We start from the raw sequence: 17,217 nt of genomic DNA, 5'->3' as shown, positions 1-17,217 counted from the left end.
CGGGCTCTGACTACTTGTAGGCACACGGTTTCAGGATCTCTTTCACTCCCCTTCCGGGGTGCTTTTCACCTTTCCCTCACGGTACTGGTTCACTATCGGTCACTAGGGAGTATTTAGCCTTGGGAGATGGTCCTCCCGGATTCCGACGGAATTTCACGTGTTCCGCCGTACTCAGGATCCACTCTGGAGAGAACGAAGTTTTGACTACAGGGCTGTTACCTCCTATGGCGGGCCTTTCCAGACCTCTTCATCTACCTCGTTCCTTTGTAACTCCGTATAGAGTGTCCTACAACCCCAAGAGGCAAGCCTCTTGGTTTGGGCTAATCCCGTTTCGCTCGCCGCTACTCAGGGAATCGCATTTGCTTTCTCTTCCTCCGGGTACTTAGATGTTTCAGTTCCCCGGGTCTGCCTTCTCATATCCTATGAATTCAGATATGGATACCACTCCATTACGAGTGGTGGGTTTCCCCATTCGGAAATCTCCGGATCAAAGCTTGCTTACAGCTCCCCGAAGCATATCGGTGTTCGTCCCGTCCTTCATCGGCTCCTAGTGCCAAGGCATCCACCGTGCGCCCTTTCTAACTTAACCGTTAAAAAGAATCACTATGTGATATCTTGTGTTACTAATTGAATGTGATGTCTACTGTTATCTAGTTTTCAAAGAACACGTTTCGAAGGAATGATCCTTCAAAACTAAACAAGACAGGGAACGTTCTGTTTATAAGACCCAAGGTCTTATATTCCGTAAATATCCTTAGAAAGGAGGTGATCCAGCCGCACCTTCCGATACGGCTACCTTGTTACGACTTCACCCCAATCATCTGTCCCACCTTCGGCGGCTGGCTCCATAAAGGTTACCTCACCGACTTCGGGTGTTACAAACTCTCGTGGTGTGACGGGCGGTGTGTACAAGGCCCGGGAACGTATTCACCGCGGCATGCTGATCCGCGATTACTAGCGATTCCAGCTTCACGCAGTCGAGTTGCAGACTGCGATCCGAACTGAGAACAGATTTGTGGGATTGGCTTAACCTCGCGGTTTCGCTGCCCTTTGTTCTGTCCATTGTAGCACGTGTGTAGCCCAGGTCATAAGGGGCATGATGATTTGACGTCATCCCCACCTTCCTCCGGTTTGTCACCGGCAGTCACCTTAGAGTGCCCAACTGAATGCTGGCAACTAAGATCAAGGGTTGCGCTCGTTGCGGGACTTAACCCAACATCTCACGACACGAGCTGACGACAACCATGCACCACCTGTCACTCTGCCCCCGAAGGGGACGTCCTATCTCTAGGATTGTCAGAGGATGTCAAGACCTGGTAAGGTTCTTCGCGTTGCTTCGAATTAAACCACATGCTCCACCGCTTGTGCGGGCCCCCGTCAATTCCTTTGAGTTTCAGTCTTGCGACCGTACTCCCCAGGCGGAGTGCTTAATGCGTTAGCTGCAGCACTAAGGGGCGGAAACCCCCTAACACTTAGCACTCATCGTTTACGGCGTGGACTACCAGGGTATCTAATCCTGTTCGCTCCCCACGCTTTCGCTCCTCAGCGTCAGTTACAGACCAGAGAGTCGCCTTCGCCACTGGTGTTCCTCCACATCTCTACGCATTTCACCGCTACACGTGGAATTCCACTCTCCTCTTCTGCACTCAAGTTCCCCAGTTTCCAATGACCCTCCCCGGTTGAGCCGGGGGCTTTCACATCAGACTTAAGGAACCGCCTGCGAGCCCTTTACGCCCAATAATTCCGGACAACGCTTGCCACCTACGTATTACCGCGGCTGCTGGCACGTAGTTAGCCGTGGCTTTCTGGTTAGGTACCGTCAAGGTACCGCCCTATTCGAACGGTACTTGTTCTTCCCTAACAACAGAGCTTTACGATCCGAAAACCTTCATCACTCACGCGGCGTTGCTCCGTCAGACTTTCGTCCATTGCGGAAGATTCCCTACTGCTGCCTCCCGTAGGAGTCTGGGCCGTGTCTCAGTCCCAGTGTGGCCGATCACCCTCTCAGGTCGGCTACGCATCGTTGCCTTGGTGAGCCGTTACCTCACCAACTAGCTAATGCGCCGCGGGTCCATCTGTAAGTGGTAGCCGAAGCCACCTTTTATGTTTGAACCATGCGGTTCAAACAAGCATCCGGTATTAGCCCCGGTTTCCCGGAGTTATCCCAGTCTTACAGGCAGGTTACCCACGTGTTACTCACCCGTCCGCCGCTAACATCAGGGAGCAAGCTCCCATCTGTCCGCTCGACTTGCATGTATTAGGCACGCCGCCAGCGTTCGTCCTGAGCCAGGATCAAACTCTCCGATAAATGGATCGCAGATTAAGTTCACCACATCCTGTGGTGACATCTACGTGATCTGCATCGTGCAGACCTCAGTTTGACTGACTACGCACATCGCTGTGCGATTTATAATAAAACTTGAATTAACAGGTACGTTTTGTCTTGTTTAGTTTTCAAAGATCATCCGCCTCTTCTTTAAGAAGCGACTTTTTCAGTATAACATTTCGACTTTGTTTTGTCAAATGTTTTTTATTTTATTTCTCCGCCGCTGTGAGCTTATTTTTTCAGAAGCGCATCAGCGACGTTTAATAATATACCATGCTCAGGAATCAGAGTCAACATCTTTTTTAAAAGAATATCCTCGATGAAAGACAGCCTGTCCTTTGGTTTCAATTCGGCACACGCTGAGAAGACCTTTTTCTGTCAGGTAATCAAGCATGACGCCAAGGTCTTGAGTAAAATGTTTTAAGTCAGGATGCTGAAGAAGCTCGCTAAATTGCCATATGTCCTTTTCTTTCATCACTTCGAAAAGATGTGCTGAACCAATCTCAGCTTTAGAATGAATAAGAAAATCATTTGCTAAGAATAATAATTCAAGTCTTTTTTCCAAGCTTTCGTGACTTTCAATCAGCTCGGAATATAATTTGTACACTTGAGGCTCCATCTGACGCACTTGACTCCACACAGTGGTTTCCGGATGGAATCCTCTGTCGATTACTTCAATACGTGCTAGATGATGCAATGCATGGACTACTGCATTGTAGGCATCTAAAAATTGATTGGCTTCAAAGAAAGCTTTTCCTTCAACGTATCTTCTAATTAACTTGCCGTATTCAAGGCCGATCTTCAGTTTACGTTCTGCAAACGGAAAAGTATTAAGCCTGTCGATAAGCTCAGCAATATACTCATTGCGGTCAAACATGACTCTTCCGTTTACAATCCAATCTATGATTCTCCTATTTGTGCCGAGCAAAATCCATTCTTGAACCTGAGCATCAGTTATCACATGCAAAGAGGCTGTTTTGTGATCAAATTCATAATGCTTTATAAAAACAGGCTTATCAGACTGCTTTACAATGACAAGCAAAGCGGCATCAAAGTTGTCTGTTATGGAAGACGTTTTGTTTCTTCTCTCAATCATAATAACAGCCAATGTATTGGGATGACTTGCTCTTTCTTGGTAAATTGGACGGAGAAGATTTTCCATCACTATTCCTCCAATGCAATTGTTCAATTTTTTTATTCTCTATTTGATTCAATTCTATGGTTAAATCGAAATTCCTTTTTTCTAAACACATTGAACTATTATAAACAATTTCAAAGCAAGTCTCCATATTTAAATTCCATTTCAAACGAAAACATGAAGAAAATACCATCAGGTTTGTGCTATATTTAATTCAGAGGGGGATGGACATGGCGAAATACTCCAGCAAAATTAATAAAATCAGAACGTTTGCGTTAAGTTTGGTTTTCGTTGGGTTTATCATTATGTACATCGGGATCTTTTTTAAGGAATCCGTTTTGCTTTCGAGTTTGTTTATGATACTTGGGCTTTTATCTATCGGGCTCAGCACGGTTGTTTATTTTTGGATCGGCATGCTCTCGACCAAAGCGGTTCGGGTCATTTGTCCGGGCTGTGAAAAAGAGACCAAGGTTTTAGGCAGAGTAGATATGTGTATGCATTGCAGAGAGCCGCTGACTTTAGATCAAAGCTTAGAAGGAAAAGAATTTGATGAGTCTTATAATAAGAAGAAAATGTCGAAATAAATAAGCTGACCGTTTCGCGGTCAGCTTATTTTAATGGTTTTCTTTTTTTGAACACTCTTGGCAGACGCCGTAAATTTCTAAACGGTGGTGGCTTACTTTAAAGCCGGTCACATGTGCAGCAAGCTGCTCTACTTCATCAAGGCCGGGATAGTGGAAGTCCACAATTTTACCGCAGCTTTCACAAATGGCGTGATAGTGATCGGATGTAACAAAATCAAATCTGCTGGAAGCATCACCATATGTGAGCTCTTTTACCAGGCCGGATTCCCGGAACACACGCAAGTTGTTATATACCGTCGCTACGCTCATGTTAGGAAATTTCCCTTCCAGAGCTTTATATATATCGTCCGCTGTTGGATGAGCCATAGAGTTAACGAGATATTCCAGAATCGCATGACGTTGAGGAGTAATGCGAACTCCGGTTTCCTTCAACGTTTCTAAGGCTTCTTTTAGTTCATGTGCAGCCATCCGTCATGCACCTCTCTTCTAAAAAAGATTCTTACATTATAATGTTTATAATTAGTGTAACTCTTTTTACGATAATTTGTCAATTGATATTAGGGTAAAAGTTGCAGCATATGCTATGAGGCTGATTGACGATTTTACTTTCCCGACATATCTTTCAGCGTCTGGAGCGCTTCGGCTACATGGTCTTTCACTTTTACCTTTCTCCATTCTTTAATGAGCCGGCCTTCTTTGTCAATTAAAAAAGTGGAGCGTTCAATCCCCATATATTCTTTTCCGAAGTTTTTCTTCAGTTTCCATACATCAAACGCCTCCGCCAGCTTGTGTTCGTCATCGACAAGCAGCAAGAACGGCAGATTATGCTTCTCTTTAAATTTCCCGTGTTTTTCCTCGCTGTCCGGGCTGACGCCGATAATCACAGCATCCAGCTCAGCGAAGTTTTCATGGCTGTCACGAAAATCGCACGCTTCAGTTGTGCATCCCGGTGTCATGTCTTTTGGATAAAAGTAAAGGACGATATATTTCCCTTCATAATCCGATAATTTTACTATCTCCCCATGATCGCCTTTCAACTCAATCTCAGGCGCTTTTTGTCCGATTTCAATAGTCATTTCTTTACCTCCGGATGTTTTTGTATTAAGCGTATCCAATTCTTGTCCAGATTACAACTATGACCCTGTATCTTGAGCCTGAATCCGTTGTTCTTGTTTGGAAGCATGCTACAATAGAGGGGACGCAAGGAGATATAGGAGGTTATTATTTTTGTATACAAAATCAGTTGAACTTCACCGTGAAGCATTAGAGCATATTGTCGGCGGTGTAAACAGCCCTTCAAGATCATATAAAGCAGTTGGCGGGGGTTCTCCTGTTGCAATGGAGAAAGCAAATGGCGCTTATTTTTGGGACGTCGACGGAAACAAATACATTGATTATTTGGCGGCTTACGGGCCAATCATCACCGGACATGCCCACCCGCATATTACAGAGGCGATTAAAAAAGCCGCGGAAAACGGTGTATTATATGGAACACCGACAAAACATGAGGTTACTTTTGCAAAGATGCTGAAGGAAGCCATCCCTGCTATGGATAAAGTAAGATTCGTCAATTCAGGGACAGAAGCTGTGATGACGACCATCCGTGTGGCTCGTGCTTACACAGGCCGCACCAAAATCATTAAATTTGCAGGCTGTTATCACGGCCATTCAGATCTTGTGCTCGTAGCGGCCGGCTCCGGTCCGTCTACTCTGGGCACGCCTGACTCAGCCGGTGTACCGAAAAGCATTGCAAACGAGGTCATTACAGTTCCATTTAATGATATTGACAGCTACAAAGCGGCCTTAGAGAAATGGGGCAGTGAAATCGCAGCGGTTCTCGTTGAACCGATTGTCGGCAACTTCGGTATCGTTGAGCCAAAAGAAGGTTTCTTAGAACAAGTAAACGAACTGACACACAATGCGGGCGCCCTCGTTATTTATGATGAAGTCATTACTGCTTTCCGCTTTATGTATGGCGGTGCACAGGATCTTTTACAGGTGAAACCGGATTTAACTGCACTCGGAAAAATTATTGGCGGCGGACTTCCAATTGGAGCCTATGGCGGCAAACAAGAAATTATGGAGCAAGTCGCACCGCTCGGCCCTGCATATCAGGCAGGAACAATGGCCGGAAACCCCGCTTCTATTTTATCTGGCATTGCTTGCCTGGAAGTGCTGAAAGAAGAAGGCGTGTATGAAAAGCTTGACCGTCTTGGCGCTATGCTTGAGGAAGGCATTTTGGCACACGCAGAAACCCACGGCATCACAATAACAGTCAATCGGTTAAAGGGTGCGCTGACGGTATACTTCTCTGATGAGAAAGTAGAAAATTACGATCAGGCAGAACGCAGTGACGGTGAAACATTCGCTACGTTTTTCAAGCTGATGCTGGAGCGCGGCATTAATCTCGCACCTTCTAAATATGAAGCGTGGTTTATTACAACAGCGCATACAGAGCAGGATATTAAAGATACGCTTGCTGCTGTTGAGGATGCTTTTAAACATCTTAAAAAGTAATATTGCACATCCCCGGACAGGAGCTTAAAGCTCCTGTTTTTTTGTACTTTTAAAAAGCGTGTAAGATTTTGGTCTTTTTCTTGAAAAATAGCTTGAATAATTGTATTGATCCCTGTATATTACTTAATTGTTTAGCAAATAAACTCACAGGGAATTTTAATGATTAGCCATTTGCTAGGTCAAACAATTTATTATAGAAAGGAATGCACGCACAAACCAATGAAACTTGGTGCCCGCATTTTCAAAACAGGGATCGCGATTACGCTGGCTCTTTATTTAGCTTCGTGGATCGGACTTCCCGCACCGATTTTTGCTGGGATTGCAGCGATATTTGCGATCCAGCCGTCAATTTACCGCTCTTTTCTTATTATTATTGATCAGGTTCAGGCAAATATTATCGGAGCTGTTATCGCCACAGTGTTCGGTCTTATTTTCGGACCCAGTCCGATTATGATCGGATTGACAGCAGTTATTGTTATTACCATAATGCTGAAGCTTAAAATTGAACATACGATTTCGATTGCTCTTGTTACAGTTATTGCGATTTTAGAATCTGCCGGTGACGACTTCTTAATGTTTGCGCTGATCAGAACAAGCACAGTCATTTTAGGGGTACTTTCTTCCTTTATCGTCAACCTGGTGTTCCTGCCGCCTAAGTACGAGACAAAGCTGATTCATAACACAGTCGAAAACACTGAAGAAATTATGAAATGGATCAGGCTGATTATGCGCCAGTCAACAGAGCATTCGATTTTGAAAGAGGATATTGAAAAATTGAAAGAAAAAATGATCAAGCTTGATCAGACATATCTTCTATATAAAGAAGAAAGAAGCTACTTTAAGAAAACGACTTACGTGAAATCAAGAAAACTTGTCCTGTTCAGACAGGCGATAATAACCGCAAACCGGGCGCTCGATACGCTGAAGAAGCTGCATCGCCTGGAAAACGAGATTTATCATATGCCTGAAGAGTTTCAGGAAACGCTGACTGAAGAACTTGATTACCTGCTTCATTGGCACGAGCGGATTTTGATGAGGTTTGTCGGCAAAATTAAACCGCATGATGATACAGATGAAGAAGGCATCCAATACAAACAGCTGCTGACAAAGTCATTTCTTAGAAACCAGCGCAACTCAGATGATGAGCTTCTTGATTATAATATGCTTAATATTATGGCAAGCGCTGTGGAATACCGCGAGCAGCTTGAACATTTAGAAACACTTATTACAAGCTTTCAAACGTACCATCCGAAAGACTGCGAATTGGAAATAGAAGAGTAGCCCGGTTCACATCACCGGGTTTTTTTCATACAAAAAAATCTTATATCCTTAATCAAAGGATATAAGATCGATGTTTAGTTCAAGTTTTGGATTGTGAATAAGTGCTTGTATTGACTGTCATAATCCATCAGTTCATCATGGGTTCCGGTTTCGATGATTGTTCCGTTTTCCATGACGACAATTTTATCCGCATGTGTGATGGTTGATAAGCGGTGGGCCACAACAAAAGTTGTTCTGTCCTTCGCCAGCTTGTCCATCGCTTCTTGAATGTAGTGCTCACTTTCAAGATCCAAAGCTGAAGTAGCTTCATCCAAGATCAGCAGCGGCGGATTTTTCAGAAATACACGCGCAATGGAAATCCGCTGTTTTTGTCCCCCTGAGAGCTTAACGCCTCTTTCTCCCACACGGGTCTCATACCCTTCCGGAAAACTCATAATAAAATCATGTGCATTGGCTGCTTTTGCGGCTTCCATAATGTCTTCAAGCGTGGCATCAGGTTTTCCGATCGCAATATTTTCTCTAATCGTTTCACTGAATAAAAAGGTATCCTGAAGCACCATGCCAACCTGATTGCGCAGGCTTCTTGCTTCATAATTCCGAATATCTGTCCCGTCAATCAATAGTTTGCCGCTTGATACATCATAAAACCTTGGAATCAGGCTGACGAGCGTGGATTTCCCTCCGCCGCTCATTCCAACGAGGGCTACGGTTTCTCCTCTGGTTACTTTTAAAGACACATCGTGAAGGATGTTTTCTTTTCCCTTTTCATATTGAAACGACACATTTCGAAATTCGACTTCTCCGCGGATATGGTCAGCTTTGATGGCATTTGGTTTGTCAGTCAGTTCATACGGCTCGTCAATAAATTCAAATACCCTGTCCATTGAAGCGATTGACTGCGTCAAGGTTGTAGAAGAATTAATCAGCCTTCTGACAGGGTTATACATTCTGTCGATATACCCGACAAACGCAACCATCGTTCCGACTGTCAGCGGTCCGTTGATGACAAAATAGCCGGCAAATGCAATCACGATGAGCGGTGCCAGATCTGTAATGGTGTTGACAACCGCAAAGGTTTTGGCATTCCAATTCGTATGACGGATTGCTTTATCTAAGAAATGGCTGTTTTTTTCATTAAAGTTGGCCTGCTCATGGTCTTCTATCGCAAAGCTTCTGATCACCGGCATGCCTTGAATCCGTTCATGCAAATGCCCCTGAACCTGAGCAAGCGCCTGTGACCGCTCTCTTGTCAGCTTTCTTAAACGGCCGTAAAAATACTTCACTGATATACCGTATAACGGAAACAAAATGATGGAAATAAGCGTTAATTTAACGTCCAGTGTCAGCATGATAGAGATCACGATCAAAATCGTCAGCATATCGAGCCATATATTCATCAGACCTGTGATCACAAAATCCTTTGTTTGTTCCACGTCATTGATGACTCGGGAAATGACTTCTCCGGTTCTAGTATTCGCATAGAAACGAAGGCTCAGCTTCTGTATATGATCAAACAGCTTGGCTCTTATATCATAGAGTACCTTGCTGGCTGTCCACTGGGCAAAATATTGCCGATAATATTCAACAGGCGGGCGCAAAATTAAAAATAAGGCGAACATGATCGCCATAATGGTGAACAATGACGTTGTTTTGTCACTGGCCGTGCCGCCTCCTTGAATAATGTCGTCAACTACGTACTTCAGAAGCAATGGGAGAGCAAGCGGAATGGAGAATTTTACGATCCCGATTAATACTGTAATGAAAATTTGCTTCTTATAAGGTTTGACGAATTGCATATAGCGTTTCATAACCCCCACGTTGATTCCCCCTCTCTTTATCATGATGTGTGTGAGCCCATGTGAAAAACCTGTTGTACCCCGCAACAGGTTTTTACGTAACCATTATTTTGTATAGCGCAAATACCGTTCATACCACATATCGACAAACTCGGGTGCAAACGGGCCCTGCCGCTGATGAATCCAATGGAGCAGTGTGTTTAAGTAGTCTCTTAAAATACTGTCAATTTCTTTTGGATAATTCATGGTTTTCCGATGATCATCATATTCGTCTTCATCGAGAATATTGTAAGTCATGTCAGGAAAAACCTTAACATCTAAGTCATAATCAATATATTTAATTGCTTCGCCATCATAGGCAAACGGAGAACTGATGTTGCAATAATAATGAACCCCGTCTTCCCTCAGCATCCCGATGACATTAAACCATTGTCTTGCGTGAAAATAACAGATTGCGGGCTCTCTGGTTATCCATGTCCGGCCGTCTGATTCGGTTACCATCGTCCGGTCATTGGCTCCGATGACACACATTTCTGTACTTTTTAAGATTGTTGTCTCATTCCAAATTCTATGAATCAGCCCATTATGCTTATAGCTGTGAATTTGAATGGTTTCTCCTTCCTTGGGATAACCCATATTTCTCCCCTACTTTCTATAAAGCCCTACAGTTAGTATGTCCAAATTTGCTTACCGACAACGTCTTTTACCTATTATAACGTTACAAATTGAAAAATGAAAATAAAAGAGCCATTCCGGCTTGGGAATGGCACATTCCTGCTCTACACATAGGAAGACGGCTTTTCTGAGCTGCGATATGAACGAATCACCTGCTCTGTCTGTTTCTGAAACGTATCCTGTATATCAGCAAGATGCTTTCGTTTTACCGCAATTTCATCCTGAATACCGCGCAGCCTTGCATCCCTTTCCAAGTGCCGGAGTTCTGCTTCGATTTCTTTGCAGCGGTCGAGCTCTGATTGGAGATCGAGAAGCTTGTCCATCGTTTTCATCTGTTCTATTACCAGCTTTTCAAATTCCGTCATCGGTTCCTCCTTCAGCCTGGTCAAAGTCTAAACGTTTCCACCATTAATCATTTCGATTCTGATCTAAGCAAACCCTTTGACTCATTCTGTTGAGCTTTCACAAGTTTTGTCGTTTTTCAAACAGAAAAAAGCACTTCCACCCGAAGATGAAGTGCTTTTTTCTGTTTCAGTGATTAGCTGTTTTGTTGTTTGTTTTGTTCAGCAGATTGGTTTTGCTGTCTTACCTGCTGTGTGTTAGTTTCGCTTGCGAATTCAGTGCCGAATTGACCTTGTTGGCCAGCAGCTGATTGTTGGTTTTGTTTTCTGACTTGCTGAGCGTTTGTTTCGCTAGCAAATTCAGTGCCGAATTGACCTTGACCAGCAGCTGATTGTTGGTTTTGTTTTCTGACTTGTTGAGCGTTTGTTTTGCTGAAGTTATTTGAGTTAGCCATTGTTATCACCTCCACGGTCATTAGAATGTGCAGGTAATCGAGTGGCTATTCCTTTTTTCAAAAAAATTTTTTAAACGAGCAGTGAGCGCCCGCCGTCAACGATAATGGTCTGCCCTCGGATCATGTCAGCTTTTGATGACACTAAAAATTCAACCGTATCGACCATATCTTTAATCTCTACCATACGTCCCGCCGGGGTATTTTGACGCGCATCCTCCAAAAGGTCTTCTCTGTTCGGGAAGTGTTTGAGCGCATCTGTGTCAATCGCTCCGCCTGATACCGCATTTACGATAATCTGTTTTGGTGAAAGCTCTACTGCGAGATAACGGGTTAAAGCCTCTAACGCAGCTTTTGACACACCAACTGTCGTATAGTTTTCAAGGTAGCGGATTGAACCTAATGAGCTGATGCTGACGATATGACCGCCGCCGTTTTTCTCCATCAGCTTTGCCGCTTCCTGAGCGCAGAAAAGCAAGGCTTTTGCATTGATGTTCATCGTCCAGTCCCAATGTGTCTCCTCTAATTCCATAACCGGTCTCAGTACGCCTGATGCAGCGTTATTAACAAAAACATCCAGTCTTCCAAAGGTTTCATCAATTTGCTGAAACATCTCTTTAATTTTTGCGGGCTGGCCTACGTTTGCTTTTACGATAAGCACTTTCACGCCAAGTTTTTCGATTTCTTCCGCTGTTTCCAGAGCGGCTTTTTTGCTGCGTGCATAGTTAATGACAATATTATAGCCGTTTTCCGCAAGTCTGATCGCCGCTGCTTTTCCGACGCCGCGGCTGCTTCCTGTTACGAGGGCGCATTTATTTTGTTCCATTTTTTCCTCAGCTCCTTGTAGCGTATAGTTCTCTTCATTCCACAAACAATAATGGCAAGAACTTTAAAGGGGGTCTTCTGTTATGTATGTCGGACGAGATATGAGCGAATTGACCATGATTTCCAAAAAGGACTGGAAAAACAGTGAACTCGCCTTTTTTCATCATGCCTTTCAGCAAATTATGCCTTATTTGAACGAAGAAGGCCAATCAAAATACCGTGAATTAACGCAAGAGATTGAAGCGCGCGGCGGAATGAAGCGTAATGAAGCAGACTACAGCCACGGCACGCGCGTCAGTTATGATTAAGGACTCTTACCGAGCAGCCGAATTAAATGACTCCGGCTGCTTCCACTGCCATCTTCCAAATTTTCTGGTGTGACACTGGAAACGCGAATTCTTCGAGCTCTTTCTTCGTTACTTTTTTCAGGTCTGCAGTATCCGACACTTGTTTTACTTTACCGAAAAACACAGAAATATTCCATACCAGGTGGGTGAAAACATGCTCGACTACACCTTGGAGGTCACTGATTTCAGCTTTTATGCCAAAATCACTTTCTAAAAATGCAGTGAGCTGCTCGCGCTCTGTTTTGATTCCTTTTTGCGTTTCAAGATTCGGGAATTCCCACAGATTGGCAAGCAGTCCCTTAGACGGGCGTTTATGAATATAGACTTGTCCGTCATCATCTGTCAGTACAATTGCAGCCATTGTTTTGATTCCCGGTTTTTTCTTTTTGCTTTTCACCGGGAGTTCTCGTTCAGTGCCTTCTGCAAACGCTGAGCAATGCTGCTGAACAGGACAAAGCAGGCAAGAAGGTGATTTCGGCGTACAGATGATGGCTCCCAGCTCCATTAAACCCTGATTGAATTCAGAGGGTTTTTCTTTTGAAATAAACGCACGGACTGCTTCTTCAAAAATCGTTCTTGTTTTTGGCTTGGCAATATCATCCCAGATGGACAAAATTCTCGACATGACACGCATCACATTTCCGTCAACCGCAGGAATCGGTTTATTGTATGCGATGCTTAGCACCGCTCCTTTTGTGTAAGGGCCTACGCCTTTTAAGCCGCCGAACTCTTTTTCTTCTGACGGAACAACTCCCCCGTATTGCTGCTTCACTTCTTTAACCGCGCTTTGCAGGTTTCTGACCCGCGAATAATAACCGAGGCCTTCCCATGCTTTGAGCACTTTTTCTTCATCGGCATCAGCGAGCGCTTCTACTGTCGGGAATTGCTCCACAAACCGTAAAAAGTAAGGAATGACCGTCTCTACCCTCGTTTGCTGGAGCATCACTTCAGATACCCATACTTTATACGGATCCTGGTCCTCTCTCCACGGCAGAATGCGCTGTTCTCTTTCGAACCAGTTAATTAAATCATTTTGAAATTGCTGTATATCTTTTTGTTTTACCTTATCTTCAAGTACGTTCATATGTGTTTCTCCCCAGTCTCTCGCGCCCCGCTTTTCTTTAGACTGTTTTTTGTTGTACACTAAGGGCACAGTACGATAATATGTTACATTAAATAGAAGTAAAGAAAAAGCGGAAACATATGAGAACGATTAAACAGGTTAAAAGATTGGGTATATAAAAATAGGTAATGTCTTACAAAAGTGAATGTGCAGGATACACCTGCAAGGAGGTCACCTATGGATACGGGCACACATGTTGTCATGGGCATCGCCCTCGGCGGAATCGCGACACTGGATCCGGTTGTCGGAACAGATCCGGCAATGGCACACGCAGTCATGATCGCTACGCTTGCGGGCTCACAGGCTCCTGATATTGATACTGTGTTAAAACTTAAAAACAATGCTGTTTATATAAGAAACCACAGAGGCTTTACCCATTCTATTCCCGCCGTTTTGTTTTGGTCTGTCATCATTCCGGCGATTTTGTATTTATTTTATCCGCAGGCTGATTTTCTGCATCTGTGGCTGTGGACATTGCTGGCAGTTGTGCTGCATGTATTTGTTGACATTTTCAACGCGTACGGAACACAAGCCATCCGGCCGTTTTCGAAAAAATGGGTGGCACTCGGGCTGATTAACACATTTGATCCGTTTATATTTATCAGCCATCTGGCGGCCATCGCGGTTTGGTATGTCGGCGGCAGCCCCGGTATCACATTTCTCACCTTATACGTAATACTGGCAGGCTATTATATCTTGCGCCTGATGATGCAGCTGCGAATCAAACGGCAGCTCCGTGAGATGATTCATGAAGAGATCGAAAGCATTATCATTTCGCCGACGATGAAATTCAGGCAATGGCGGATTGCGGTTACAACTGCGCATGCTTTTTATGTAGGAAGGAGCATGGACGGGCACGTGGTGATACTTGATACGTTTAATCGGGTGCCTGTGCCTGAAACCGACGTTATGCAAGCGGCGAAGCAGGATGATAACATTGCGGCGTTTCTTTCGTTCTCCCCGGTTTACAGGTGGGAAGTGGATACGTATAAGGATCATTACGAGGTACGGTTTATTGACCTGCGTTATCGGAGTAAAGGGCACTATCCATTTGTCGCAATTGTTCATATCAGTCATGATCTTGAGATACGCTCATCTTATACCGGCTGGATATTCAGCGAAGAAAAGCTTCAGAAAAAATTAAAGCTCGGCTCTATTTAGAGCCGGGCTTTTTTGCGCCTTGTATAAAAAACAGCTAAGAGCAGACTGATGAAAGACATCGCTGCGGATATTTTAAAATATGGCGGATAGTAGGTGAGTTCAATTTGATTGTCTCCCTTTTGCGCCTTAAAACCGATAAAAGTGTAATCGGCTTTTTCAATTTTCTGCTGTTTTCCGTTAATTTTCAGCTCCCAGCCTTTCTCATACGGAATCGGGAGCATGATGTACTGGGGTTTAGAATTGTGATATGTGAATGTCAGCTTGTTTTTATTCCATTCCAGGCTGTCTGTTCTCTCTGTTTTGTTTTGCGACACAGCGTTTTTTAATGTTTGATAATTTTCTGCATAAAGCGCTATGTGTGAAAGCTCGTACGTTCCTTTCGGAAGCCTGATCGAGATATGATCTGATTTAGGCACTCTGATGGTTAAATCATTTACACCCGTTTTATAGATCGATTGATTGGATTTTCTTGTTGTGACATAATCATTTACCTTTAGCGTAAATCCTTTGTCTTTTGCTTTGCTTTTTAAATAAAAACTGACATAGTAATCGCCCGGACCGGCTGACGCCTTTTTCGGAGTGATGATCAATTCTCCGCCGTTTTCTCCAGTTACAGTGAGGAGTCCGTTTTGATATTGAGCTTGTTTTGCAGTGATGTCCGATTTGGAGATCAGATTCGCCAGATCAGGCGGCTGCTCTGTTTTTTCAGTTGGATCTGCTAATACAATTCCTTTCAGCATCGCTTGCTCTTTCGCAAGAGTCGGCAATTTTTCCAAATCCCTTTCTGAGTAAACTTTATCTGCTGATTTGGCAAAAGGAAGCATGTATTGATTTTCATAAACGGTGTAGTGCTCTGATTCCATATGTTTTGTAAAGCCGTATGGAACATTCGCTTCGTTTACTTTTTCCGTCATATAATATCTGCCGTAAAGCAGGCTGTACAAATTCGCTCTGTCCCCCAATGAAGCGTAGCGGCTGACGCTTTCTCTTCCCATATCGATGCGAAGATCATTCCAATAGAAGGAGAGCAAATGGCTGTTTAAAATGCTCGAGTAGGCGCTGAATCCATTAAACCCGTAAATAATCGGAGTGTTATTGCGGACGCCATTCATCCAGTCGATTCTCACGAGCGGATCATTGTCTTCCTTTTGCACACGTCTGATGAGCTGAGATTGTTCGTCTCCTTTGTATTCCTCGCTTGTAATATAGAATTTTGAGACACTGTCCAGCCCGCCTCCTTCTGAGAGCGCATATTTCTGATAGGTGTTAGCGACAAGCAGCGAAGACAGAATCACCACACCGTATACAGCCAGCTTTGCCCGTTTTTTCACAAAAACTGCGGCAAACAAAGCAGCGATTGTCAGGAACAAAAGCAGTAGGATGCTTTCATTCGCTGGCTTCCATATATCAAGCTCATACCTTTGGACATGATACCAATATAGAAGCAGAACAATCGCTGCTGCAGGAAGCAGTTCTTTCCGCCTCAGCTCCTGCAGCTGTGATAAACCTGCGGCGGCTGCTCCGGCGATTGTAAAGGCCAAAATATATTCAAACCGGTTTTGCGGTGCGGAAAAGCCATTAAAGGCGCTTGCCGCGTACGGACTGAAATGAAAGAGGATAAACAGAAGGCTCAATCCGGCAAAAAGGCGAAACACCCGGTGTTTATAAAAAGAAATGACAAACAAAAACAGCAAAAAGATGGCTGGCACCACGATAATCCTGCTTGAAAATAAAATATTATCATCGAAATTCAGCCACTCTATTTTTTCATTATACGGAGGGCGCAGGTTATTTAAATACCCGTAAACCACCGGCACAAATACCGCCGCACTGATACCGAAAGAAATGAGTCCCGAGACTAAAAACATTCTGCATTGAACCCATTTTTTCACTTCATGATCTTCCAGCTTGATCAGCCATCTGAACAAAATATAAATTCCAATGAAAATCAGATTTATGTATGCAAAGTAAAAATTGTTGATTAAGCTCAGTGAGCAAGCAATGATAAACCATGCCGGACGCCGCTCCCTGATGATTTTTTCCGCTCCGAGCACAAGAAGCGGAAGCCAAATCATTGTATCGGTGAAAAATTCCCAATACGCTTCATGGCGAAAGTAAATAATCGATACTCCGTATAGTACAGCACCCGTAAACGCCGCTGCTCTGCGTTTGAGCAAATAGCTGAAAACAGAAGCTGCTGTAAAAATAATCAGACTCAGCTTAAAAATGCTGATAAAAACAGCTGACTGTGCCCAAAAAAGCGTATCCGCCTCACCGATGAGATGAACCGATTGCAGCAGCCAAACTGCGGCGGATGTCGCAAGAAAAAGGAAAGAAGCAGAAAAATAATAGCCAAGCTGACTGAATGTGCCGCCGCCGAGTCCGAATGAATAATGATAGAAAAAGTTTCCTTGCGTGTATTGTTCATATAATAATTTCTTAAATACGATCATTTGCGCCAGTCCGTCACCGGGACCGGTCATATATCTGCCTTCCGCCCATTCTTTCACAAAAAAAGCGTGCGCAAGAACGGCTATGAACAGACTGGCCGCATAAATCATGACATGTTTTCTTTTTTTCATAAGAGGTCTCCAGTCTTGCCGTTAACTGTAAGCATGCAAAAAAGCACTGCCAATGGCAATTGATTCATT

The 17,217-nt window shown here is 43.9% G+C and carries 15 protein-coding genes and 2 rRNA genes (1 of these 17 running past the window's edge); 5 read left to right on the top strand and 12 right to left on the bottom strand.

Features of this window, described 5'->3' with window-relative positions; genetic code table 11:
- The 3 genes from NYE43_RS04715 to NYE43_RS04705 form a co-directional block, all read right to left on the bottom strand.
- Nucleotides 1–589 (bottom strand): 23S ribosomal RNA (locus tag NYE43_RS04715) (it extends 2,339 nt beyond the left edge of the window).
- A 169-nt stretch (nucleotides 590–758) separates the two neighbouring features.
- Nucleotides 759–2,308, bottom strand: a 16S ribosomal RNA gene (locus NYE43_RS04710).
- The 16S and 23S rRNA genes sit together here, the layout of an rRNA operon.
- Before the next feature lie 295 nt (nucleotides 2,309–2,603).
- On the bottom strand, nucleotides 2,604–3,488 hold the full coding sequence (locus NYE43_RS04705) for a nucleotidyltransferase-like protein (RefSeq protein WP_185848150.1): 885 nt from the start codon (nucleotides 3,486–3,488) through the stop codon (nucleotides 2,604–2,606).
- A 206-nt stretch (nucleotides 3,489–3,694) separates the two neighbouring features.
- Between NYE43_RS04705 and NYE43_RS04700 the strand changes: the two genes are divergently transcribed.
- On the top strand, nucleotides 3,695–4,048 hold the full coding sequence (locus NYE43_RS04700) for a YgzB family protein (RefSeq protein WP_010333473.1): 354 nt from the start codon (nucleotides 3,695–3,697) through the stop codon (nucleotides 4,046–4,048).
- Nucleotides 4,049–4,078: 30 nt separating this feature from the next.
- Here the strand turns inward: NYE43_RS04700 and perR are convergent, their stop codons facing one another.
- Nucleotides 4,079–4,516: a peroxide-responsive transcriptional repressor PerR gene (gene perR / locus NYE43_RS04695; protein WP_010333472.1), complete on the bottom strand. Its 438-nt coding sequence runs from the start codon at nucleotides 4,514–4,516 to the stop codon at nucleotides 4,079–4,081.
- Nucleotides 4,517–4,650: 134 nt separating this feature from the next.
- Complete coding sequence (bcp, locus tag NYE43_RS04690) at nucleotides 4,651–5,124, bottom strand: thioredoxin-dependent thiol peroxidase (protein ID WP_095714792.1); 474 nt, start codon at nucleotides 5,122–5,124, stop codon at nucleotides 4,651–4,653.
- A 151-nt stretch (nucleotides 5,125–5,275) separates the two neighbouring features.
- Between bcp and NYE43_RS04685 the strand changes: the two genes are divergently transcribed.
- The gene (locus tag NYE43_RS04685; RefSeq protein ID WP_101860258.1) at nucleotides 5,276–6,565 is read left to right on the top strand and encodes a glutamate-1-semialdehyde 2,1-aminomutase; all 1,290 of its coding nucleotides are present in this window, start codon (nucleotides 5,276–5,278) and stop codon (nucleotides 6,563–6,565) included.
- 219 nt (nucleotides 6,566–6,784) lie between these two features.
- Nucleotides 6,785–7,846, top strand: a complete 1,062-nt coding sequence (locus tag NYE43_RS04680) for an aromatic acid exporter family protein (protein ID WP_101860259.1) — start codon at nucleotides 6,785–6,787, stop codon at nucleotides 7,844–7,846.
- 74 nt (nucleotides 7,847–7,920) lie between these two features.
- Here NYE43_RS04680 and NYE43_RS04675 read toward each other — a convergent pair whose 3' ends face one another.
- The 5 genes from NYE43_RS04675 to fabL form a co-directional block, all read right to left on the bottom strand.
- Nucleotides 7,921–9,663, bottom strand: coding sequence for an ABC transporter ATP-binding protein (locus tag NYE43_RS04675; protein ID WP_024120662.1), 1,743 nt, complete (start codon nucleotides 9,661–9,663; stop codon nucleotides 7,921–7,923).
- An 84-nt stretch (nucleotides 9,664–9,747) separates the two neighbouring features.
- Entirely contained in the window at nucleotides 9,748–10,278 is a 531-nt protein-coding gene (gene ntdP, locus NYE43_RS04670; protein ID WP_341061087.1) for a nucleoside tri-diphosphate phosphatase, read from the bottom strand.
- Between the two features lie 143 nt (nucleotides 10,279–10,421).
- Entirely contained in the window at nucleotides 10,422–10,682 is a 261-nt protein-coding gene (locus NYE43_RS04665) for a YgaB family protein (RefSeq protein WP_024120661.1), read from the bottom strand.
- Nucleotides 10,683–10,855: 173 nt separating this feature from the next.
- Complete coding sequence (gene sspE / locus NYE43_RS04660; protein WP_024120660.1) at nucleotides 10,856–11,113, bottom strand: gamma type acid-soluble spore protein SspE; 258 nt, start codon at nucleotides 11,111–11,113, stop codon at nucleotides 10,856–10,858.
- A 70-nt stretch (nucleotides 11,114–11,183) separates the two neighbouring features.
- On the bottom strand, nucleotides 11,184–11,936 hold the full coding sequence (gene fabL / locus NYE43_RS04655; protein ID WP_010333464.1) for an enoyl-[acyl-carrier-protein] reductase FabL: 753 nt from the start codon (nucleotides 11,934–11,936) through the stop codon (nucleotides 11,184–11,186).
- Between the two features lie 82 nt (nucleotides 11,937–12,018).
- Between fabL and NYE43_RS04650 the strand changes: the two genes are divergently transcribed.
- Nucleotides 12,019–12,243 carry a hypothetical protein gene (locus NYE43_RS04650; RefSeq protein WP_024120659.1) on the top strand — a complete coding sequence of 75 codons (225 nt, stop codon included), beginning with the start codon at nucleotides 12,019–12,021 and terminating at the stop codon, nucleotides 12,241–12,243.
- Nucleotides 12,244–12,265: 22 nt separating this feature from the next.
- Here the strand turns inward: NYE43_RS04650 and mutY are convergent, their stop codons facing one another.
- Nucleotides 12,266–13,366, bottom strand: a complete 1,101-nt coding sequence (gene mutY / locus NYE43_RS04645; RefSeq protein WP_198097851.1) for an A/G-specific adenine glycosylase — start codon at nucleotides 13,364–13,366, stop codon at nucleotides 12,266–12,268.
- A gap of 216 nt (nucleotides 13,367–13,582) precedes the next feature.
- On the opposite strand from mutY, the gene NYE43_RS04640 reads away from it, so the two are divergent.
- A complete protein-coding gene (locus tag NYE43_RS04640) occupies nucleotides 13,583–14,566 on the top strand; it encodes a metal-dependent hydrolase (protein WP_024120657.1) in 984 nt (327 codons plus the stop codon).
- On the opposite strand, the gene NYE43_RS04635 is transcribed toward NYE43_RS04640, so the two are convergent.
- Entirely contained in the window at nucleotides 14,563–17,148 is a 2,586-nt protein-coding gene (locus NYE43_RS04635) for a YfhO family protein (RefSeq protein WP_341061084.1), read from the bottom strand. The two genes, NYE43_RS04640 and NYE43_RS04635, sit on opposite strands and share 4 nt — an antisense overlap.
- Between the last annotated feature and the right edge of the window lie 69 nt (nucleotides 17,149–17,217).

The organism is Bacillus sp. FSL R5-0434 (genome assembly GCF_038004745.1).
GTDB lineage: Bacteria > Bacillota > Bacilli > Bacillales > Bacillaceae > Bacillus > Bacillus halotolerans.
Note: the sequence above shows the minus strand (reverse complement) of the source record. Positions and strands in the feature narration are given on the sequence as shown.